We start from the raw sequence: 20,286 nt of genomic DNA on the forward strand, positions 1-20,286 counted from the left end.
CCCTGATTGTCTATGCTATTTCGCTTCCTGACTGCCGGGTTGCTGACCGCCATTCTGGCCGGTTGCTGCGGCACCAAAAACTGCGACACGTGCCTGGCTGAGGGCTTTTTTTGCGTTTTGACACCGACAGCCTGAACGGCGGATTCCGGTGGGCGGAAGTGCGCTCGGCGTATGTGGTGCGCTATACCCTGAACAACTACCAACAACCTCTCGACACGATGCGTCGGCAGCGCGATTCTTCTTTTAATTTTTATTCGCGTGATTTTGACTTGCCTTTAAGTGGGTTTCTGCCTCGGCCTGGCGGTAGCCTCCGCTTCGAACAATACAGCTACCGGGTGCTGGTTCCGGCGGCGCAGCGCCAGTACGATGTCACGAATATCGAGCTGGCTTTCGAGGAAGGCAAAGGCTGCTGTGCTTGCTCCCAGCTTACACGCCGCCGCTTCCAGCTTAACTCTGTGCCAGTAACTGCCGACCCGCCCGACTCCCAAGGGCTGGTGCTGCGCCGCTGAGCTTCACATTAAACCCGGCCGCCGTTTCGCTATCCATCTGGCAACCGCTATACTTGTAGTTGCCCTATGAAACACGTTCTACGCTTCCTGCTGATTCTGTTGCTGCTGCCGGTGCTGCCGGGCCGGGCGCAGCAAACGCCCCTGTACTTTCCGCCCGCCAGCGGCACCTGGGCCACTACCACACCCCAGAGCCTGGGCTGGTGCCAGCCCCAGCTCGATTCGCTGGTGGCGTTTCTGGGCCGCAAGGGCACCAAGTCATTTGTGGTGCTGAAAGACGGACGGCTGGTGGTGGAGCGCTACTACGGCACGTTCACACAGGATTCTGTCTGGTACTGGGCGTCGGCGGGCAAGTCGCTGACGGCGACGCTGGTGGGCGTGGCCCAGCAGGATGGCCTGTTGCAGCTCCAGGACAGCACCTCCCGCTACCTCGGCCGCAGCTGGACGTCGGCGCCGGCCGCCAAGGAAGGCCGCATTACGGTGCGCCACCAGCTCACGATGAGCACCGGCCTCAACGACGCCCTGCCCCCACCCTGCGACAACGAAAGCACCAGCCCCGGCTGCCTGCTCTACCGCGCCGACGCCGGCACGCGCTGGGCCTACCACACCGGCCCCTACCGCCTGCTGCAGAACGTGCTGGCCCAGGCCAGCGGCCTCACCATCAACCAGTACACCAACCAGAAGCTGGCTGGCCGCATCGGCATGAGCGGGCTGTGGGTGAACGACGTGTATTACAGCCGGGCCCGCGACATGGCCCGCTTCGGGCTGCTCACGCTGGCCCGCGGCACCTGGAACGGCACCGCCATCCTGCGCGATACCGCCTATTTCCGCCGCATGACCACGCCCTCGCAGAGCTTCAACCGCAGCTACGGCTACCTCTGGTGGTTGAACGGCCAGCCCTCCTACATGCTGCCGGGCCTGCAGCTCGTTTTCAACGGCCCGCTCATCCCCACGGCCCCCGCCGACCTGGTTGCGGCGCTCGGCAAAAACGACCAGAAAATCTACGTGGTGCCCAGCCTGGGGCTGGTGGTGGTGCGCCAGGGCAAGTCGGCCGGCGACTCACGGCTGGCGGTGTCGTCGTTTGATACCGAGCTGTGGCGCTACCTGACAGCCACCATGCAATGCCGGCCGCTGGCGGCCAACTCCGCCGTAGCCGCCACCCTCCCGCTCTACCCCAACCCCGCCACCACCACCCTCACGCTGGGCGCCCCGGCCGGCAGCCGCACCGTGCGCCTGCTCGATAGCCGCGGCCAGGTGGCCCGGCAATGGCCCGCCCCCACTGCCCCCACCGAAACGGAAGTATCGGTGGCTGGCGTGGCGCCTGGGCTGTACCTGGTACAATGGCTGGACGCCCAGGGCCGCGTGCTGGCCTCGCGCAAGCTGCAGAAGCAGTAGGAAACTGCTCCGTAGCCCAGGATTTAGACACTGTACTGTGGCTGAACGTCATGCTGAGCTTGCCGAAGCATCTCTACCGCTTTAGTGGGATATTACTGCAACGAAGCAGTAGAGATGCTTCGGCAAGCTCAATATGACGTTCGGATAGTTTCAACCGGCTTTACAGACACAACCTGATAAATCTGCCGCCGCTATGCGGCTGTTTCACTTCTCTCAGACACCACAAGGTTTATGCGCCAGCCGACGTCGCCTGGCACCCCCTCTCCTTTTTCGGAGAGGGGGCCGGGGGGTGAGGCGTCCCGAGCGCGCCGTTTGTGCGACGACTGGCCCGGCGACTTCAACAGCCGCCGAACTAAGGCTCATCAACCTCCCCCTTCAAAACAGAACATCGGAAATGAAGTAAACTTTTAGGAAGCAATTGATGTATGTACACATATTGCATCACAAACCGCACCCCGCGGCTTCCTTCAGACCTGTTTCAACTTCCCGATCATGCAAACGCTCTTGCACGCCGCCGGCTCCCGCGGCCACGCCAGCCACGGCTGGCTCAATTCCTACCACACGTTCAGCTTTGCCGGCTACCAGAACCCGGAGCGGATGCACTTTGGTGTGCTGCGCGTGCTCAACGATGACACCGTAGCCGCCGGCATGGGCTTCGGCGCCCACCCGCACGACAACATGGAAATCATCAGCATTCCGCTGGCCGGCACGCTGGAGCACAAGGACAACGCCGGCAACCACGGCATCATCCAGAGCGGCGACGTGCAGGTGATGAGCGCCGGCACGGGCATCGCACACAGCGAGAAAAACCACAGCCGCACCGAGGAAGTGAAGTTTCTGCAGATCTGGGTGTTTCCGAACAAGCGCGGCGTGCAGCCCCGCTACGACCAGCAGAGCTTCCGGGCCGCCGACCGCCACAACCAGTTTCAGCAGGTTCTCTCGCCCAACCCCGATGACGCCGGCGTCTGGATTCATCAGGATGCCTGGTTTCACCTGGCCGATTTCGACGCCGGTTTCAGCGCCGACTACCAAGTGAAGCGTTCCGGCAACGGCGTCTACGTGTTCGTGCTGGAAGGCGACGCCACCATCAACGGCCAGGCCCTGCACGCCCGCGACGGTTTCGGCATCTGGGACACCACGTCCTTCACGGTGCAGGCCGACAGCAACACCCGCCTGCTGCTGATGGACGTACCCATGAGCCTGTAACGCGAAGTTCCACTTCGCGCCCCGCGCCAACCACACCCAGCCGCACTTGGCGTTTTCGCCTGATTCCGCGAAGTAAAACTTCGCGTTACATCTGCAATTTCCTCTTCCGTAATTATGCGTCACGCCCCCACCACCTATCCTGTCCACGAGCTGATTCGGAAGCGTTGGAGCCCGCGCTCCTTCACCAGCCAGCCCGTAGCGCCCGACGCCCTGAACCAGGTGTTTGAGGCCGCCGCCTGGGCGGCCAGCGCCATGAACGAGCAGCCCTGGCGCTATATCTACGCCCATAAATCCGACCAGGACACGTTTCAGAAGCTGGTAGACTGCCTGCTGCCCGGCAACCAGCCTTGGGCCAAAAACGCCCCGGTGCTCATCCTGTCCTTGGTGAAAACGCACTACGACAACGGCAACCCCAACAGCGCCGCCCTCCACGACCTGGGCATGGCCAATGCCAACCTGATCCTGGAAGCCACGGCCCTGGGCCTGCACGGCCACTTCATGGCGGGTTTCGATGCGAATAAGGCCCGTGAAGCCTTCCGGATTCCGGAGTCATTGCAGCCGGTGGCCATGCTGGCGCTGGGCTACGTCGGCGAGGCCGACCAGTTGGAAGAGCCGTTTCTGAGCCGTGAGAAAGCGCCCCGCCAGCGCAAGCCTGTGAGCGAAATTGCCTTTCACGGTCAACTACCAGCCTAGTATTATGCCACACATTCTCATTTCCGCCGCCGACCGCGGCCTGAAGGACATCGGCTGGCTGCAGAGCAATTTCTCGCTCAGCTTTGGGCCCTACGCCAACCCGGCCCGCAGCGGCTTCGGGTTGCTACGCGTCTTCAACGACGACTTTGTGCAGCCGGGCGGTGGCTTCGGGCTGCATGCCCACGCCAACATGGAAATCATTTCGGTGATGCTGGCCGGGCGTATGAACCACAAGGATTCGCTGGGCTACTCCGAGGAGGTGGCCACCGACTGGGTGCAGATTATGAGCGCCGGCACCGGCCTGCGCCACGAGGAGCACAACATCGGCGACGACGAGGTGAACTTCCTGCAGATCTGGATTGAGCCCAAGCTGCAAAACGTGACGCCCCGCTACCAGCGCCGCCACTTCCCGGCCGAGAAGCGCCGCAACCGCCTCACCACCATCGTCAGCAACGAAGAAGGCACGGCCCACTGCTGGATCAACCAGAACGCGAAACTCTCGCTGGGCTTCTTCGACGCCGGCCAGACCGTAGACTACACGCTGAACCCGCTCAACAAGGGCGTGTTCATCTTTTTGCTCGGAGGCCAGCTGACCGTGAACGGCCAGGCCGTGGCGCCGCGCGAAAGCCTGGGTTTGTGGGAAACCGCCGACGTGCACATCAGCTGCGAGGCGGAAAGCAAGTTTATCGTCATCGAAGCGCCTATCAATCACTAGGCGCTTGCGGGCGGCTTTGGCCGTTTCCATACTCACCGGCCCGGCAACCACAGCGTTGCCGGGCCGGTGGCGTTTGCGGCCTGCCAGATTGGTCGTCAGCAGGCTTGCAGAAGGGGCAGATAAAGCTCTGATGGCGTTTTTGGAGCGGCGTGCCGGCCGAAACTCACTATTGCCAGCAGCCCGCGCCCTCACAACCAACAGATTATGATACGCCTATGCTATTCAGCCGGGATTAAATACCGACTTTTGCCGACGAATCCGTTGGTCTGCGTCTGCTTACTCATATGAAACAAACTCTTCTCTTTGTTGCGCTGGCGCTGGCCAGCTTGGCCGCCCGGGCGCAGGATCTGCCCTACCAGCTGCCGCCCAAAGCCATTGCCACCCTGGCCGAAACGCCGCCCACGCCGCGCGTGAGCATCTCGCCCGATGGCCAGTGGATGCTGCAGCTCGACGTGCAGGACATGCCCACCATCGCCGACCTGTCGCAGCCGGAGTTGCGCCTGGCGGGCTTGCGCATCAACCCGCGCACCAACGGGCCCAGCCGCGTGACCTACGCCACCATGCTCCGCCTCAAGCGCCTGCCCGACGGCAAGGAACTGCTGATCCAGGGCCTGCCGGCTAACGCCCGCATCAGCGAAGTCACCTGGTCGCCGGACAACACCAAGATTGCCTTCACTCACACCACCAACAACCACATCGAGCTGTGGCTGGCGGATGTGGCGTCGGCCTCAGCCCGGCTGGTGCCGAACATCTTTCTGAACGGCGTATTTGGCTCCAGCTACGAGTGGGTGTCCGATAGCAAAGCCGTAATTGCCCGCGCCATTGTGGGCGGCCGCGGCGAGGTGCCGTCGGCCACGGTGGCCCCCACCGGCCCCACCATTCAGGAAAACAACGGCCGCACCGCCGCCGCCCGCACCTACCAGGATCTGCTGAAAAACCCCGCCGACGAGCGGCAATTCCAGTATTTCGCCTTGTCGCAGGCCGTGCGTGTGACTACGGATGGGCGGATGCAGCCGCTCGGCGAGCCGGGCATCATTCAGCAGGCTTCGCCGTCGCCGAACGGCCGCTACGTGCTGGTGAAGACGCGCCACCGGCCGTTTTCCTACACCCTGCCCGTGAGCAGCTTCCCGGTGCGGGTAGACATTCTGAGCATCGACGGGCCCGTAGTGAAGGCGCTGGAAGACCTGCCGCTGGCCGATAACGTGCCTACCAGCTTCGACGCGGCCCCTACCGGCCCGCGGGCCCACGGCTGGCGCGAAGATGCCCCGGCCACCGTGTTCTGGGTGGAAGCCCAGGACGGCGGCGACCCCAAAACGGCGGCCCCTATTCGCGACAAAGTATTTGCGCTGGCCGCCCCGTTTGAGGGCGCGCCGCTGGAGCTGGCCGCGCTGCCCATGCGCTACGCCGGCATCTACTGGGGCACCGACAAGCTGGCGCTGGTGCAGGGCTACCGCTGGGCCGACCGCCACGAAACCACCTGGACGCTGGACCTGGCCACCAAAACCTCGCTCACCGTCCTGTTCGACCGCTCGTCGCAGGACACCTACACCGACCCCGGCACGCCCTACCTGAAGCGCAACGCCCTGGGCCGCCAGGTGCTGGCCACCGACCCTACCAGCAGCACCATTTACCTGCTGAGCAACGGTGCCTCGCCGGAAGGCGACCGGCCGTTTGTGGACGAGATGAACGTGCGTACCAAGAAGATTCTGCGCTGGTGGCGCTCGGAGGCGCCGTTCTACGAGCAGCCCATTACCATCCTCGACGAAAGCAAGCGCCAACTCATCACCCGCCGCGAGTCGGTGACGGACGCGCCCAACTACTTCCTGCGCGACGCCCGCAGCAACCGCCTCACGCCGCTCACCAAGTTTGCCAACCCCTACGCCAGCCTCGGCGGCCTGAAAAAGCAGGTACTCAAGTATAAGCGCGCCGACGGCGTCGACCTGACCGCCAACCTCTACCTGCCGCCCACCTACAAAAAGGAAGACGGCCCGCTGCCCACGCTGCTGGAGGCTTACCCCGTGGAATTCAAGGACAAGAAGGACGCCAGCCAGGTGAAAGGCTCGCCCTACACCTTCACGCGCCTCTCGTGGGGCTCGCCGGTGTATTGGGTGACGCAGGGCTACGCCGTGCTGCAGGGCACCAGCATTCCGATTGTGGGGGAAGGCACCAAAGAGCCCAACGACACCTACACCGAGCAGCTGGTGGCCTCGGCCAAAGCCGCCATCGACGAAGGCCAGCGCCTGGGCGTGGTGGACCCCAAGCGCGTGGCCGTGATGGGCCACAGCTACGGCGCCTTCATGACGGCCAACCTGCTGGCCCACTCCAACCTGTTCCGGGCCGGCATTGCGCGCAGCGGCGCCTACAACCGCACGCTCACGCCGTTTGGCTTCCAGGGCGAGGAGCGCACCTACTGGCAGGCCCCGGAGGTCTACAACGCCATGTCGCCGTTCAACTACGCCAACAAAATCAAGACGCCCATCCTGCTGATTCATGGTGAGGCCGACAACAACTCCGGCACTTTCCCCATCCAGAGTGAGCGGTTCTACAACGCCCTGAAAGGCCACGGCGCCACCGTGCGTTACGTGGTGCTGCCCGCCGAAAGCCACGGCTACGCCGCCCGTGAGTCCATCATGCACATGCTGTGGGAGATGAACTCCTGGCTGAATAAGTACGTGAAAACGCCGGCCACCGTAGGCTCGGCGCCGGTACCGGCCGGTGCGCAGGCGCCCGGCAACTAGCTAGCTCCGCCAACGCATTTCCCAACACCCCGGGCCATCTGGTTCGGGGTGTTTTTTTGTTACCGGCAGGCTGGCATATTCCTGATGTGCAATATTATGCCCTGCTTACAACCCAACCATTCCACCGGCCGTTTTAGGGGCATATATCAGTTTTCCAACTGCTAAATTCCACTGACATGAAGACCATCAAACTATATGCGGCCATGCTGTCGGCCGTCTTGCTGCTGGGCAGCACGGTTTCCGCTTCCGACGCCGCCGCCCAGTCGGGCATGAGCCGGAAAGGCAAAGGCGCCATCATCGGGGGTGGCACGGGTGCCGCGGCCGGCGCCGTCATTGCCGGTAAAGGCGACCGGGGCAAAGGCGCCATCATTGGCGGCGCGGCTGGGGCCGTAGGCGGGGCCATCATCGGCCGCAAAAAAGACAAGAAAAAGGACCCGGTCCGCTACCGCCAGTACTCCAAGAAAGACTAGTTTCCTGACATTCGACGTCAGCAAAAAGGCCCCGTACCAATTGGTACGGGGCCTTTTTAGCAATCAGACAGGAGTATTGAGCACTCAGCCTATCGTTACAGGACTACTTACTTAGTGAAGCCAAGCTGGCACCTTGGCTGGCGCCGTTAGCAGCCGCAGGACGCCACCGCGGCATCGGTGCCGGCGGGCGCGGCGGCCGTGGGGCCGCACGGAAACAGGCCGAAGTGCTGCTCCTTGCTGCCGAGCACGCGGAAGTGCGCGCCGTAGCGGGTCTGGCCCACCATATCGGCGGTATTGCCGCACACCAGCATGGGGCGGCCGGTTTCAAAGCGGTGGTGGTCGTCGAGGACGAAGGCGTGCGGGTGGCCGGGGATAGTACCGAGGTAGGTGGCCACTTGGCCGTAGTCTTCGCACCGGTCTTCAAGAGCCAGCTTGAAGGCCCGCACCGTGAGCGAGTAGAAGCCGATGTTGCCCACTTTGGCCTCAATTTCGGGGTTGCCGATGGTGAGGCGGCGGCTGGCCGTGAGGCGGTAGTCATCGACGCCCAGCTTTTGCAGCAGGCGCCGGAAATCGTCGATGTAGAGCGCGCCGCTCAGGCACTCGCCGTACAGCACGGGGTCTTGGCGCAGCACTTCGGGCACGCGGCGGTCCGAGAAGACGTCGGCAATGTGCAGCTCGCCGCCGGGCTTCAGCACCCGGAAAATCTCGCGGTAGGTGGCTTCCTTATCGGTGCTAAGGTTGAGCACGCAGTTGCTGACCACCACGTCCACGCTATTGTCGGGCAGGCCGGCCGAGTGCAGGTCTTCGATGTAGCCGTGGCGGAACTCCACGTTGGGCCGCGAGTAGCCGAAGCGCGCCGTGTGCGTGTTGATGTGGCGGCGGGCCACGTCCAGCTGCTCCTCGGTCATGTCCACCCCGATTACGTGGCCCTCCTGCCCTACCAGCTTGGACAGCAGATAGGCGTCGCGGCCGCTGCCGCTGCCCAGGTCGAGCACGGTGCAGCCTTCCACCAGCGGCGGCACGGCCACGCCGCAGCCGTAGTATTTTTCCAGCACTTCCGACTCCAGCTGAGCCAGAATCCGCTTGTGCTCGTCGGGTATATCGTCGGTGCAGCAGGCATTGGTTTGCAGGTCATCCTGCGTGCGCAGCTGCTGGCCGTAGTAGTCCTGAACCTGGTTGTGCGTGAGGTCTTGCATGTAAAGCTAGCGTGATACGTGTGAGAGGATTCTGACTTACGAAGCTATCAGGTTTTTCAGATTGATTGGCCGGCGCGCTCCGACCAGCGCCTGATACAATGCGGGCATTTCCAACCTCGACTGCAACCCGCAGGCAGGATTTCAAGAACAAGCACGCTATGCAACTCTTCGTGTACGCAACGCTCAACGACCCGGCCCGCCAGCTGCTGCTTCAGCAGCTGCCCGCCGGCATCCACCCCACTTTCCGGCAGGACCTACCGGAAAGCCAGCAGCAGGCGGCTTTTCAACAGGCCGAAGTAGTATTTGGCAACCCGCCGCCGGAGTGGTTTGCGGCCGGGGCGCCGGCCGCGCTGCAGTTCTGGCAGATTGACTCGGCCGGCATCGACCGGTATCAGGAGCTGCGGGTGGCGTTTCCGGTGGCCAACGTGGGCGACTATTTCGCGTGGCCCTGCGCCGAAACTATTGTGGCGGGCATTCTGGGCTGGTACCGCGCCATTCCGGAGCTGGCCGTGCTGCAGAGCCGGCGGCAGTGGGTGGGCGGCCCCATCCGGGGCCGCGTGGGCCTGCTGCGCGACAAACGGGTGGTGATTCTGGGCAGTGGCGCCATCGGGCAGGCCGTGGCCGAGCAGCTGGCGGGGTTCCGCTGCCACGTGCAGCTGCTGGCTCGCATCGATGCCCGTGCCCAGCTCCACTCCCGCGAAGACCTGCTGGCCGCGCTACCCGAAACCGATTTGGTAATCAACTGCCTGCCCGGCAGCGCCGACCAGTTTTTCTCGGCCGACATGGTGCAGGCCCTGCCCGCCCACGCGCTCTACGCCAGCGTCGGGCGCGGCAACACCACCGACGAGGCCGCGCTGCTGGCCGCCCTGCAAGCCGGGCGCCTGGCCGGCGCCGTCCTCGACGTAACGGCCCAGGAGCCGCTGCCCGCCGACCATCCGCTGTGGAGCCTACCCAATGTGCTGCTCACCCAGCACAGCGGCGGCGGCCAGCCCCGCGAAGACGAAGGCAAAGTGGAAATCCTGCTCGACAACCTGCACCGCCTGCGCCACCAGCAGCCGCTGCAAAACCTGGTACAGCTGGCCCGCGGGTATTGAGAAGCGTTAGTTGAACATCATGCTGAGCTTGCCGAAGCATCTCTACCGCTTCGTTGAATAAACGTTGCAGTAGAGTTGCTTTGGCAAACTCAGCATGACGCTCTGAATAAAATTCCTGCGCCTCCAAAAAAGCAGCCCGTCTGTCTACTCCTTCACCAGCTTGCGCACCACCGGCTGCCCGGCTACTTCGGCCTGCACCCAGTAGATGCCGGGCGCCCAACCGGATATAGACAGTTGCAGGCTACCGTCGGAAGTGCGGCGCGGGGTGGCCGGCACCACGCGGCCCAGCGCATCCGTCACGCGCAGCCGGGTTAGCGGCTGGCCGGCTTCGGCGCGCAGCGTGACCAGCTCCTGCGCCGGGTTGGGCGCCAGCTGCAACAGCCGGCCGGAGGTTTCGGGCTTGGTAGATGTCACCAGCCCAGTCAGGCGGTAGGGCCGCAGGAAGCGCCAGATTTCCCGGCTGGCGTTGATGTCGCGGTTGGTGACGCCGATGTTCACCGGCGCGCCCGGCCAGGTGTGGCCGCCCCCGATGATGCGGTAGTGCTCTACCACGCTGCCATTGCGGCCGCCCGTGTATAGCTGCCGCTCCACGGTGCTGCCGTCGGCGGTGTTGATGTCGGGCACTTGGGTGATGATTGGCGTGGGGTTGCAGCCGTTGCGCTGCACCCAGCTGGCCAGCAGCGTCGGGATAGGCAAGAACAGGATGTTGCCGTTGTAGGGCACGGTGCCGTCGGCGGTGCCGTGGATTTCGAGGATGGGCACCGCCCGCCCCGGCATGCACACCGCCTGACGGCTGGCCACCATGCTGCCCGTAACCGACGCAATGGCGGCAATGCGGCCGCTCAGCTGGCAGGCCAGCTCGTAGCTCATAAAGCCGCCGTTGCTCATGCCGGTGCTGTACACCCGGTTGGCGTCAATGCGGTAGCGGGCGCTGAGCGTGTCAATCAGGGCAGCCAGAAATGCTACGTCGTTGGGGCCGCCGCTGCCGGGGGGCGTAAACGTGTTCCAGTAGCGGCTGCCGGTGCCGTCGAGGGTGCCGTTGGGATGCACCACCAGGAAATTAGCGGTGTCGGCAATGGCCCGGAAGTCGCCATACTGCTCCTGCTCCAGGTTGTTGGAACCGTAGCCGTGCAGGTTGAGCAGCAGCGGCACCGCTTGGTTTCCGGTGTAGGCCCGCGGCACGTAGAGGCGGTAGTCGCGCACGGCGCCCCCGAAACGGATGGTGCCGGTGATGGTGGACTGGGCCCGCAGGCCGGACGCGACCAGCAACAGGCCGCAGCAGAGTAGAAATCGAAGGCGCATAGGACAGGGGCTTAAAACGAAGTGTAAAAGGAATGAAGCCAGCCGGGAGGGCCCAAAGGGCTTATCCGAAAGCAGCTGAGTTATGACCGGCGGCCCGCGCTGCAGCTAGGCGGCCGGCAGCGCCAGGTCGTCGTAGGAAATGCCGATTACTTCCACCACTTCCTCCTGGCCGCCCAGCTGCAGCGTTACGAGCTGGCCCAACTGCGCGCCCTGCACCGCCCGGGCAATGGGCGCTACAAAGGCCAGCCGGCCTTCGGCCACGTCGGCTTCGTCTACGCCCACAATGGTGAAGCGCCGCTCGGTACCGGGCCGGCCGCCGGTGCGGGTGCGCAGCGTCACGGTGGCACCAAACCGCACTTCCTGGGGCGGCTGGGCCCGCGGGTCTATCAGCCGGGCACTGCCGAGCCGGGCGTTGAGGGCCGCGAGCTGGGCGTTGTAAAGAGACAGCAGGCGGGTACGGTCGGCGTCGTTTTCGCGGTTGGCTTCGGCGCGGGTGCGGGCCGCATCCAGCGTGGTCAGCTCGGCCCGCAGCAAAGCCAGCCCCCGGGGCGTGACGTAGTTGGCCATGCCGGGCGGCAGGGGAGCGCGGGGCGGCACAATGGGCGCCTCCAGCGAATCGTCTTCTTTGGTGAATGCACGGCTCATGCCTGTGCTAACGCAGGCCGGCCCCGCAGGTTGGGGCCGCGGCGGGCCCGGCCGGCTGGGCCCCAACCTGCGGGGCCCGGCTTCGGCCGCCTACAGCCGCCCACAGCAGCGACAGCCGACGCAACCGCCCAAACCAGACCACCGCGCCGGCTGATACGCGACGAAAATCCGGCCGCTGCGGCTTGTCCATGGGCGGCCGGCCACGGCCCAGCACCGGCACCGCACAACCCGGCAGGTCCCGCACCGGTACACCGTCGTACCTGCAGCTTCTGCCGGCCCGCTGCCATGCCTCCTGCTTTCCCAGCTGCCGCCGTTAGCCGGCGCCCGGGCAGTAGTGCCGCGCCGGCCGGCAGATTTCCTGCAATTTTCAGTTCTTGTTGCTCCCGGATTTCCCGTTTTCCTGCGGCGCTGCCAGTGTCAGCGCCGCCCTCACTCTACCCCCGCTTATGGCCCGCATCGTCACGCTTACCCTGAACCCGACCGTCGATAAAAGCACCACTGCCGACCACATCATCCCCGACCAGAAGCTGCGCTGCGCCGCGCCCAAGTTCGAGCCCGGCGGCGGCGGCATCAACGTGAGCCGGGCGCTGCGCCGGCTGGGGGCCGACTCGGTGGCGGTGTTTCCGGCCGGTGGGCCCACCGGCCAGCTGCTGCAGGAGCTGCTGGCGCAGGAGCAGGTGCAGCAGCTGGCCGTGGAAACAGCCAGCCGCACCCGCGAAAATTTCATTGTGGTAGATGCCTCCAGCAGTCAGCAGTACCGCTTCGGTATGCCCGGCACCGAGCTGACCGCGGCCGAGCAGCAGCAAGTGCTGGCGGCCCTGCGCGACCTGCCCGAAGTGCCCGAGTTTCTGGTCATCAGCGGCAGCCTGCCCCCCGGCGTGGAACCGGAGTTTCTGGCCGAAATAGCCCGCTGGGCCAAACAGGCCGGTACCCGCATCATTGCCGACACCTCCGGCCCGGCTTTGCAGCGCATCCTGCAGGAAGGCGTGTACCTGATCAAGCCCAACGTGGGCGAGCTGAGCAAGATGACCGGCGTGGAAGAGCTAGACGACGAGGCCGTAGCTGCCGCCGCCCAGCAGCTGGTGCGCGAGGGCCAGGCCGAAATAGTGGTGGTGTCGCTGGGGCCGCAGGGCGCCTGCGTGGTCACGAAAGATGCCGTGGACCACGTGCCGGCTCCCGCCGTGAAAAAGCGCAGCACCGTGGGCGCCGGCGACAGTATGGTGGCCGGCTTGGTGTACGGCCTCAGCACCGGCCTAAGCCTGCCCGAAACGGCCCGCCTGGGCGTGGCCTGCGGCTCGGCGGCCACCATGAACCCCCGGCACCGAGCTGTTCCGCAAGCAGGACGTAGACCGCCTTTACCAGGGCCTGCTGCAGCGCCTGCCACAGCGCGCATAGCCACGGCACGCCTCCTGCCCTACCCTCGGCCCCATGCCTCTCATCGACAAAATTGCCTGGCTGCACCTGCACGACGGCCGCATCCTCAGCACCCGCAGCCGGGGCAAAGACCGGTACTACCTGCCCGGCGGCAAGCGCGAGCTAGGCGAAACCGACGCCGATACGCTGCTGCGCGAAATCCGGGAGGAGCTGACCGTGACGCTGGACCCGGCCAGCCTACAGTTGCGCGGCGTGTTCACGGCCCCCGCCCACGGCCACGCCCCCGACGTACTGGTGCAAATGACGCTCTACGCCGCCACCTACACCGGCCAGCTGCAGCCCGCCGCCGAAATTGAGGAGGTAGTCTGGCTCACCTACCGCCACCGCCCCCAGGTTTCGGCCGTAGACCAGCTGATTTTCGACTGGCTGCGGGAATTGGGGGAGTTGGGGGAATAGCCAACCAAGTTGCAGAAAAGCAGTTGGGCTCCACCCTGGAATCCGGTAGTTTTGGAGGCTCCGGAGTGAGTCATACAGCGCCGCCAGCTGAACCTTTTGCCGTATCTTCGCAGTATTACAGCTACTTAACCCTGCTGCATTATGGGAACCACCGATAACAAGCCAACACCCACAGAACCAACCAAGCTCACCAAAGAGCAGCGGCTGGCCCAGGCCCGCGAATATGCCAAGCAATTCAAGTTTGACACGCTCAGTGAAGAGGATTTGATTCGGTTGCGCCGTAATGCTTACAAGTATGCCATTTGAGCGCGAGCTAGGTGAAGGCTACCCGTTTCATTACCGCAAAGGGCCATCCCATAAAGATGGCCCTTTGGTTTGCACGCACTATTACACGTTTCGTACCCGTAAAAACCGGCGGTATGTCGTGGAGGCCGAGCAGTATCAACATCACGTGTATGTGCTCAAATACTATCCGCTGGCACTGAAGGCCTCCCCCAACCGGTTTAAGCTGCTGGTAAATGATGGAGATGCCTTCCGCATTCTGACCACCTGTACACGGGTTTTTCTGGATATCTGTCGCCGCGACCCATTTGCTTCGGCGGGCTTTGTGGGCGAAGCCCTGCTGGGCGAGGGCCGGGCTACTACCAAGCGGTTTCGGGTATATCTGAACACGGTTACGGCGTTTGTGGGGCCTACCCGATTCATTCACCACCCGTTGCCCGTTATAAGTGCTTATTTTCTGGAGTGTCGCGCCAATCCGGAGCCGGGCCTGAAGCAACAGGTGGAGCAGATGTTTCAGGAGCTGTACATCGTGCCCGAGGCCATGGAGGCCGCGAAGCCTAATCAGCCGGATGATAGCGGCCTAAGCTGAAATTTTGACACAATAAAATCAGCCCATAATTCAAATACAAGCCAAAAAGTCAGCAAAAACATCCTTGCACCCCGTTTGCTAGTCCCCTCGTAGAACCTTCCACTGCGAAGTCTCACCCTACGACGAAAGCAAACCATGAACTTTAATAACTATACCATCAAGGCGCAGGAGGCCGTGCAGAAGGCTACTGAAATTGCCGGCGCCAACCAACAGCAAGCCATTGAAACCGGCCACCTGCTGAAGGGCCTGTTCCAGAGCGACGAGAACGTGCTGTCGTTTGTGGCCAAGAAGCTGGGGGCCAACCTCAACATCCTCACGCCCCGCCTCGATGCCCTGGTGGCCGCCTACCCCAAGGTGAGCGGCGGCTCGCCCTACCTCGCCAACGAAACCGCCGCCGCACTGCAGCGCGCCACCGGATACCTCAAGGAGTTCCAGGACGAATACGTGTCGGTGGAACACCTGCTGCTGGGGCTGCTCAGCGGCAAGGACGCCGTGGCCACCCTGATGAAGGACGCCGGCTTCAACGAAAAAGACCTGAAAGCGGCCATTCTGGAGCTGCGCGGGGGCCGCAAGGTCACGTCGCAGTCGGCCGAGGACCAGTACCAGAGCCTCAACCGCTACGCCCGCAACCTCAACGAGCAGGTGCGCACCGGCAAAATGGACCCGGTGATTGGCCGCGACGAGGAAATCCGCCGGGTGCTCCAGATTCTGAGCCGGCGCACCAAGAACAACCCCGTGCTGCTGGGTGAGCCGGGCGTGGGCAAAACCGCCATTGTGGAGGGCCTGGCCCAGCGCATCGTGGCCGGCGACGTGCCCGAAAACCTGCGCGACAAGGTGATTATGAGCCTCGACATGGGCCTGCTCATTGCCGGGGCCAAGTACAAGGGCGAGTTTGAGGAGCGCCTCAAGGCCGTCATCAAGGAAGTAACTGACTCAGATGGGCAGATTATCCTGTTCATTGACGAGATGCACACGCTCATCGGGGCCGGCGCGGGCGGCGACGGGGCCATGGATGCGGCCAACCTGCTCAAGCCGGCTTTGGCCCGCGGCGAGTTGCACGCCATCGGGGCCACCACGCTCAAGGAGTACCAGAAGTACATTGAGAAGGACAAGGCTTTGGAGCGCCGCTTCCAGGCCGTGATGGTGGACGAGCCCACCGTGGAGGACGCCATCAGCATCATGCGCGGCATCAAGGAGAAGTACGAGCTGCACCACGGCGTGCGGATTACCGACGATGCCGTTATTGCCGCCGTGGAGCTTAGCTCGCGTTACATCACCGACCGGTTCCTACCTGACAAAGCCATCGACCTGATGGACGAGGCCGCCGCCAAGCTGCGCATCGAGCTGAACTCCATGCCCGTGGAGCTCGACGAGGTGCAGCGCCGCATCATGCAGCTGGAAATTGAGCGCGAGGCCATCCGCCGCGAGGAAAACCACGACCGGGAAGCCGTGCTTAACAAGGACATTGCCGACCTCTCGGCCCGTCGCGACGACCTGAAGGCGCAGTGGGAAAACGAGAAATCGGCCCTCACCAGCATTCAGACCGAGAAGGAGAACATTGAGCGCTACAAGCTGGAAGCCGACCAGGCCGAGCGCCAGGGCGACTACGGCCGCGTGGCCGAGCTGCGCTACGGCAAGATTCAGGAAGCCGAAGCCAAGCTAAAGGAGCTGCAGGCCCAGGCCGAAGCCGACAAAAGCAAGGAAGGCGGCTCGATGCTGCAGGAAGTGGTGACTTCCGAGGACATTGCCGAGGTGGTAGCCAAGTGGACCGGCATTCCGGTGAGCAAGATGCTGCAGTCGGACCGCGAGAAGCTGCTGAACCTGGAGGCCGAGCTGGGCAAGCGCGTGGCCGGCCAATCGGAGGCCATTGCGGCTATCAGCGACGCCGTGCGCCGCTCCCGGGCCGGTTTACAGGACCCCAAGCGGCCCATCGGCTCGTTCATCTTCCTGGGCACGACCGGCGTGGGTAAAACCGAGTTGGCCAAGGCGCTGGCCGAGTACCTGTTCAACGATGAAAACGCCATGGTGCGCATCGACATGAGCGAGTTTCAGGAGCGCCACGCCGTGTCGCGCCTGATTGGGGCGCCTCCCGGCTACGTGGGCTACGACGAAGGCGGCCAGCTGACCGAGGCCGTGCGCCGCAAGCCCTACTCGGTGGTGCTGCTCGACGAAATCGAAAAGGCCCACCCCGACGTGTTCAACATTCTGCTGCAGGTGCTGGATGATGGCCGCCTCACCGACAACAAGGGCCGGGTGGCGAACTTCAAGAACACCATCATCATCATGACCTCGAACACGGGGGCCGACATCATTCAGCAGAATTTCAAGGAGCTCAGCGAGTACAACCACGACGAAGTGGTGGACCGCACCCGCGAGGAAGTGGTGGACCGCCTCAAGCAGCACATGCGCCCCGAGTTCCTGAACCGCATCGACGAGATTGTGATGTTCCAGCCCCTCAAGCGCAAGGAAATCCGCAAGATCGTGGACATCCAGTTCCGCCAGATTCAGCAGCGCCTGGAAGAAGCCGGCATCCGCCTGGAAGCCACCGACGAGGTGCTCGACTTCCTGGGTGAACAGGGCTTCGACCCCACCTTCGGGGCCCGGCCGCTCAAGCGCGTACTGCAGCGCCTGGTGCTCAACGAGTTGTCGAAGGACATTCTCTCGGGCCGCGTGAGCAAGGATGCGGTGGTGGAAGCCGTGCTCGAAGACGGCGGCATCCGCTTCAACAACGTGGAGATGCCCGCTGTATCGTAAGCCGATTAGCGTAAGTGAAAAGCCCCGCTGGCGTTGTGCCGGCGGGGCTTTTTATGTGATAAGGCTAGGCGTTAAAGTGTTTCTTCTTCAGACGGCGTCGGATATTCTTCGGAATAGGCTTGCCTTGTTGATAAGCACTCAGGATGGCTTCTTCCTTTGCTTTGCTGAACCGCGCGTTTTTCGCAATGGCAACGGCCGACAGTACTACACCTAATCCCAGCGTAGTTGGGGCGCCGTCAATTCCTCGGGCAGTAGCCACGGCGCCGTAGCCAAAAAAGTAACCACTTGGCAATGCCAGAATGGTACTGCCGGTGCGCCGTTTGGCAAATAAGCGTTGTACGGCTTTAGATGAATCTGCTGGTTGAGTAGTTTGGGCAAACGATGAAAAAGCGCTGAGTGCTAATAAGCCAGTGAAAGCGCAGGTTCGAGATAAATATGCAATCATATGGAAAAGGGTGAATAGGAGAATGAATTCTTTATCGGCGCGGCTTTTTGTTTTGATACTGAAGCGCGCCTGACGCCGCACAAACAGGTTCTTGGTTATGCGAAGTGAAGACCAAGGCTGCCTCAACGTTATTTAGCAGCTTCCGCAGCCTGACGCTGCAGCTGCTCGCGCTCCATCTGTTGGCGCAGGGCTTCGCGCAGGTAGGCGGCTTCCTGAAAATGGCTGGCGTTGAGCTGGCTGCGGTACTTGGCCGGAATGGGCTGGCCGGCGGCATAAGATTTGTCCACGGCTACCAAGTGGGCTTTGTTGAACTTGCTGGCGTGCGTGATGAAGCCTACTACGGTGCCCGCCAGCAGGGCCACGCCCAGCGGCGGCGAAACGGCCTCGTCAGCGACGGTGGTCTGGCCGTAGCGGTCGGTGGAGGAAATGGGCAGGGCCAGCGTCATGCCCGCAATGAAGGGCAGCGTATAGAGCCAGCCGGCGTAGCGGCGCTTCCGAAATAGGCTCAGCAGCGCCCCGGTGGTGTCGGCCTCAGTGGTTTTGGGGGCGAAGCGGGGCAGGTACCAACCATTGAACAGCAGCACCGCACCGGAATCGGCAGGTGCGGCCGTGGCGGGCGCTATGGCAACGGGCGCAACGCCGGATACTGCGGCGGGTGCTTGCTGGGCATAGCCTGCCACGCTCGTCAGCAGCAGAATCAGCAGAAGTAAAAAAGCGCGCATAGCGTTACTTGGCAGGCGTAGCCGGTACCGGCGTGTATTGAATGATGGGCGTGCTGAAGAAGCGCGGCTTGAGCTTGCGGCGCAGGCTGCGCGGCAGCGGCTGCCCGGCCCCGTAGGCCGTGAGTTGGGCGGCCAGGTTGGCGTTGCCGTAGTGCAGCAGCTTGCCCAAGCCGTAGCCCACAAACGGCAGCGTCGCCAGCAGCACTACACCGGCCGAAGGGGCGTCTTGAGAAACCGAGTAGCCGGGGCCGCTTGCTACCTCGCGGCCGCCGCTGGTAGCCAGCCGCAGCCCGGCCAGCGCGCCGCCCACCATCCAGCTCACTCCGCCCGCCTGGCGCTTGCTGTACAGGCTAATGATGGCCTGGGCGGTATCGTTGCGCATGTACTGGTTGCGCAGCTGCTGCTTGAAGGTTTCTGAAGGCAGGTTGATGGGTGCCTGCGCTTTGGCCAGCCCCGGCAACAGCAGTGCGCTGATGCACAATACTCGAAATAACATAAACCTAGGGGTAATAAAACCGAATCTACGGCGCAATATACCATTCGGGCCGAACCGAAGTCCTATTTGGCCTGAGAAACTACCGCCCCACCGTAAACCATTGCCTCCCTGACCTGGGCACCACGTAAGCATCCTGAAAAAAGACGCGCGAGCGGTATTGATCGGTGGCGGTGGGGCCCCCTGCCATCTGCATTTGCGCGGCTATTATGGTTAGTTGCAGGTGTCAGAAGCCAGTTGATAAAATTTTAGCACCCAGCTATTGCACACTCAATAAGTTCTTATATATTTACAAATAATTATTGAATATATTACAGTTTAAACGCATTTGGGTTTCCCCTACCCGTTGTCTGACACCTCCATTTCCGGATTCCCCCGCTGCTGGGAATGGAGGTGTCCGACCAAGCTATTGTACTAGCTCCCGTTCCCTTTTCCTAACCACACTTACCGGCCTGCCACCGTCGCTACGTCGCCACCAGACGGTAGCAGCGGTGGCAGCGCTGCGTTCTGCCCCAACTACCCTATATTCAGCTACCCGTGTAGCTTTGCGACATGGCGTCTTTGTTTCAGACTTACCTGCAGCTTGGGTTTTTCCACATCTTCAACCTGCAGGCCTACGACCACCTAGTGTTTCTGCTGGCTCTGTGTGCCCCCTACGTGCTGGCCGACTGGCGCCGCGTAGTGGCCTTGGTTACGAGCTTCACACTGGGCCATTCCCTGACGCTGGCCCTGGCCACTCTGCAGGTGGTAGGCTACAGCCCTGGCCTGATTGAAAAGCTGATTCCGATAACCATCTTGCTGACCTGCACTGTAAATCTGGTGCGGGCGCGCCGCGCAGAGCCTCGCTTGGGACGTGTGAGCCGGCCCGAGCCGGTGGTGCTGGCCCTCCCCAACCTGCTGGCCATGGGGTTCGGCCTGATTCACGGGCTGGGCTTTTCCAGCTACCTGCGCGAGCTGCTGGGCCAGCAGAGCCGGCCGGTGCTGGAGCTGCTGGCTTTCAACGTGGGCGTGGAGCTGGGCCAGCTGCTGATTGTGAGTTTGATTCTGCTGCTGGGGCTGCTGCTGCTGCGCGGCTTCGGCGTGCACCGCCGCGACTGGCTGCTGGTGGTCAGTGGGGCGGCCATGGGTATTGCGCTGGTGCTGCTGGTGGGCTGAGTGGTGAGGTAACTACTCGCACGGGTTTTTCCCCGGCTCGCACGGTTTTTTCCGGA

General features: G+C 63.1%; 19 protein-coding genes and 1 pseudogene. 14 read left to right on the top strand and 6 right to left on the bottom strand.

The annotated features are described in order from the left end of the window. Positions 1-110: 110 nt before the first annotated feature. The 7 genes from N008_RS04925 (at position 111) to N008_RS04955 (ending at position 7,723) form a co-directional block, all read left to right on the top strand. The gene (locus tag N008_RS04925) at positions 111-509 is read left to right on the top strand and encodes a hypothetical protein (protein ID WP_044014195.1); all 399 of its coding nucleotides are present in this window, start codon (positions 111-113) and stop codon (positions 507-509) included. 66 nt (positions 510-575) lie between these two features. Continuing rightward, complete coding sequence (locus tag N008_RS04930; RefSeq protein WP_052381204.1) at positions 576-1,901, top strand: serine hydrolase; 1,326 nt, start codon at positions 576-578, stop codon at positions 1,899-1,901. Between the two features lie 492 nt (positions 1,902-2,393). Next, positions 2,394-3,107: a pirin family protein gene (locus N008_RS04935; protein ID WP_044014197.1), complete on the top strand. Its 714-nt coding sequence runs from the start codon at positions 2,394-2,396 to the stop codon at positions 3,105-3,107. 114 nt (positions 3,108-3,221) lie between these two features. Continuing rightward, the gene (locus tag N008_RS04940) at positions 3,222-3,800 is read left to right on the top strand and encodes a nitroreductase family protein (protein WP_052381205.1); all 579 of its coding nucleotides are present in this window, start codon (positions 3,222-3,224) and stop codon (positions 3,798-3,800) included. Between the two features lie 4 nt (positions 3,801-3,804). Then, on the top strand, positions 3,805-4,515 hold the full coding sequence (locus N008_RS04945; RefSeq protein WP_044014201.1) for a pirin family protein: 711 nt from the start codon (positions 3,805-3,807) through the stop codon (positions 4,513-4,515). Positions 4,516-4,799: 284 nt separating this feature from the next. Further along, the gene (locus N008_RS04950; protein ID WP_044014202.1) at positions 4,800-7,253 is read left to right on the top strand and encodes a prolyl oligopeptidase family serine peptidase; all 2,454 of its coding nucleotides are present in this window, start codon (positions 4,800-4,802) and stop codon (positions 7,251-7,253) included. Between the two features lie 176 nt (positions 7,254-7,429). After that, the gene (locus tag N008_RS04955; RefSeq protein WP_052381206.1) at positions 7,430-7,723 is read left to right on the top strand and encodes a glycine zipper domain-containing protein; all 294 of its coding nucleotides are present in this window, start codon (positions 7,430-7,432) and stop codon (positions 7,721-7,723) included. Positions 7,724-7,869: 146 nt separating this feature from the next. Here the strand turns inward: N008_RS04955 and N008_RS04960 are convergent, their stop codons facing one another. Continuing rightward, positions 7,870-8,919: a methyltransferase domain-containing protein gene (locus tag N008_RS04960; RefSeq protein WP_044014204.1), complete on the bottom strand. Its 1,050-nt coding sequence runs from the start codon at positions 8,917-8,919 to the stop codon at positions 7,870-7,872. A gap of 158 nt (positions 8,920-9,077) precedes the next feature. Between N008_RS04960 and N008_RS04965 the strand changes: the two genes are divergently transcribed. Further along, positions 9,078-10,013: an NAD(P)-dependent oxidoreductase gene (locus N008_RS04965; protein WP_044014206.1), complete on the top strand. Its 936-nt coding sequence runs from the start codon at positions 9,078-9,080 to the stop codon at positions 10,011-10,013. Between the two features lie 144 nt (positions 10,014-10,157). On the opposite strand, the gene N008_RS04970 is transcribed toward N008_RS04965, so the two are convergent. Next, entirely contained in the window at positions 10,158-11,315 is a 1,158-nt protein-coding gene (locus N008_RS04970) for a PHB depolymerase family esterase (protein ID WP_081910617.1), read from the bottom strand. Between the two features lie 105 nt (positions 11,316-11,420). Next, positions 11,421-11,960, bottom strand: coding sequence for a GreA/GreB family elongation factor (locus tag N008_RS04975; RefSeq protein WP_044014208.1), 540 nt, complete (start codon positions 11,958-11,960; stop codon positions 11,421-11,423). A gap of 446 nt (positions 11,961-12,406) precedes the next feature. On the opposite strand from N008_RS04975, the pseudogene N008_RS22275 reads away from it, so the two are divergent. The 5 genes and pseudogenes from N008_RS22275 to clpB all read left to right on the top strand — a co-directional run. After that, positions 12,407-13,225 (top strand): annotated as a pseudogene (locus N008_RS22275) (1-phosphofructokinase family hexose kinase); the annotation flags it as partial. Positions 13,226-13,388: 163 nt separating this feature from the next. Further along, positions 13,389-13,790, top strand: a complete 402-nt coding sequence (locus N008_RS04985) for an NUDIX hydrolase (RefSeq protein ID WP_044014212.1) — start codon at positions 13,389-13,391, stop codon at positions 13,788-13,790. 141 nt (positions 13,791-13,931) lie between these two features. Continuing rightward, positions 13,932-14,096, top strand: coding sequence for a hypothetical protein (locus tag N008_RS22995; protein ID WP_156109023.1), 165 nt, complete (start codon positions 13,932-13,934; stop codon positions 14,094-14,096). Positions 14,097-14,247: 151 nt separating this feature from the next. Beyond that, the gene (locus N008_RS04990) at positions 14,248-14,661 is read left to right on the top strand and encodes a hypothetical protein (RefSeq protein WP_156109024.1); all 414 of its coding nucleotides are present in this window, start codon (positions 14,248-14,250) and stop codon (positions 14,659-14,661) included. A 135-nt stretch (positions 14,662-14,796) separates the two neighbouring features. Further along, positions 14,797-17,415, top strand: a complete 2,619-nt coding sequence (gene clpB / locus N008_RS04995) for an ATP-dependent chaperone ClpB (protein WP_044014216.1) — start codon at positions 14,797-14,799, stop codon at positions 17,413-17,415. A 64-nt stretch (positions 17,416-17,479) separates the two neighbouring features. On the opposite strand, the gene N008_RS23000 is transcribed toward clpB, so the two are convergent. The 3 genes from N008_RS23000 to N008_RS05005 form a co-directional block, all read right to left on the bottom strand. Continuing rightward, entirely contained in the window at positions 17,480-17,860 is a 381-nt protein-coding gene (locus tag N008_RS23000; protein WP_156109025.1) for a hypothetical protein, read from the bottom strand. 128 nt (positions 17,861-17,988) lie between these two features. Then, entirely contained in the window at positions 17,989-18,582 is a 594-nt protein-coding gene (locus tag N008_RS05000; RefSeq protein ID WP_044014218.1) for a hypothetical protein, read from the bottom strand. 4 nt (positions 18,583-18,586) lie between these two features. After that, positions 18,587-19,078, bottom strand: coding sequence for a hypothetical protein (locus tag N008_RS05005; protein WP_156109026.1), 492 nt, complete (start codon positions 19,076-19,078; stop codon positions 18,587-18,589). A gap of 549 nt (positions 19,079-19,627) precedes the next feature. On the opposite strand from N008_RS05005, the gene N008_RS05010 reads away from it, so the two are divergent. Further along, positions 19,628-20,230 (top strand): HupE/UreJ family protein, encoded by a 603-nt coding sequence (locus N008_RS05010; RefSeq protein WP_044014222.1) that lies wholly within the window; start codon positions 19,628-19,630, stop codon positions 20,228-20,230. The last annotated feature ends 56 nt before the right edge of the window (positions 20,231-20,286 follow it).

Source organism: Hymenobacter sp. APR13 (assembly GCF_000737515.1).
Lineage (GTDB): Bacteria > Bacteroidota > Bacteroidia > Cytophagales > Hymenobacteraceae > Hymenobacter.

Coding starts and splice junctions, on each gene's coding strand:
- N008_RS04960 (WP_044014204.1), bottom strand. CDS start 8,919: ATGCAAGACCTCACGCACAACCAGGTTCAGGACTACTACGGCCAGCAG.
- clpB (WP_044014216.1), top strand. CDS start 14,797: ATGAACTTTAATAACTATACCATCAAGGCGCAGGAGGCCGTGCAGAAG.
- N008_RS04930 (WP_052381204.1), top strand. CDS start 576: ATGAAACACGTTCTACGCTTCCTGCTGATTCTGTTGCTGCTGCCGGTG.
- N008_RS05000 (WP_044014218.1), bottom strand. CDS start 18,582: ATGCGCGCTTTTTTACTTCTGCTGATTCTGCTGCTGACGAGCGTGGCA.
- N008_RS04970 (WP_081910617.1), bottom strand. CDS start 11,315: ATGCGCCTTCGATTTCTACTCTGCTGCGGCCTGTTGCTGGTCGCGTCC.
- N008_RS04985 (WP_044014212.1), top strand. CDS start 13,389: ATGCCTCTCATCGACAAAATTGCCTGGCTGCACCTGCACGACGGCCGC.
- N008_RS22995 (WP_156109023.1), top strand. CDS start 13,932: ATGGGAACCACCGATAACAAGCCAACACCCACAGAACCAACCAAGCTC.
- N008_RS05005 (WP_156109026.1), bottom strand. CDS start 19,078: ATGTTATTTCGAGTATTGTGCATCAGCGCACTGCTGTTGCCGGGGCTG.
- N008_RS04935 (WP_044014197.1), top strand. CDS start 2,394: ATGCAAACGCTCTTGCACGCCGCCGGCTCCCGCGGCCACGCCAGCCAC.
- N008_RS23000 (WP_156109025.1), bottom strand. CDS start 17,860: ATGATTGCATATTTATCTCGAACCTGCGCTTTCACTGGCTTATTAGCA.
- N008_RS05010 (WP_044014222.1), top strand. CDS start 19,628: ATGGCGTCTTTGTTTCAGACTTACCTGCAGCTTGGGTTTTTCCACATC.
- N008_RS04950 (WP_044014202.1), top strand. CDS start 4,800: ATGAAACAAACTCTTCTCTTTGTTGCGCTGGCGCTGGCCAGCTTGGCC.
- N008_RS04940 (WP_052381205.1), top strand. CDS start 3,222: ATGCGTCACGCCCCCACCACCTATCCTGTCCACGAGCTGATTCGGAAG.
- N008_RS04975 (WP_044014208.1), bottom strand. CDS start 11,960: ATGAGCCGTGCATTCACCAAAGAAGACGATTCGCTGGAGGCGCCCATT.
- N008_RS04955 (WP_052381206.1), top strand. CDS start 7,430: ATGAAGACCATCAAACTATATGCGGCCATGCTGTCGGCCGTCTTGCTG.
- N008_RS04965 (WP_044014206.1), top strand. CDS start 9,078: ATGCAACTCTTCGTGTACGCAACGCTCAACGACCCGGCCCGCCAGCTG.
- N008_RS04945 (WP_044014201.1), top strand. CDS start 3,805: ATGCCACACATTCTCATTTCCGCCGCCGACCGCGGCCTGAAGGACATC.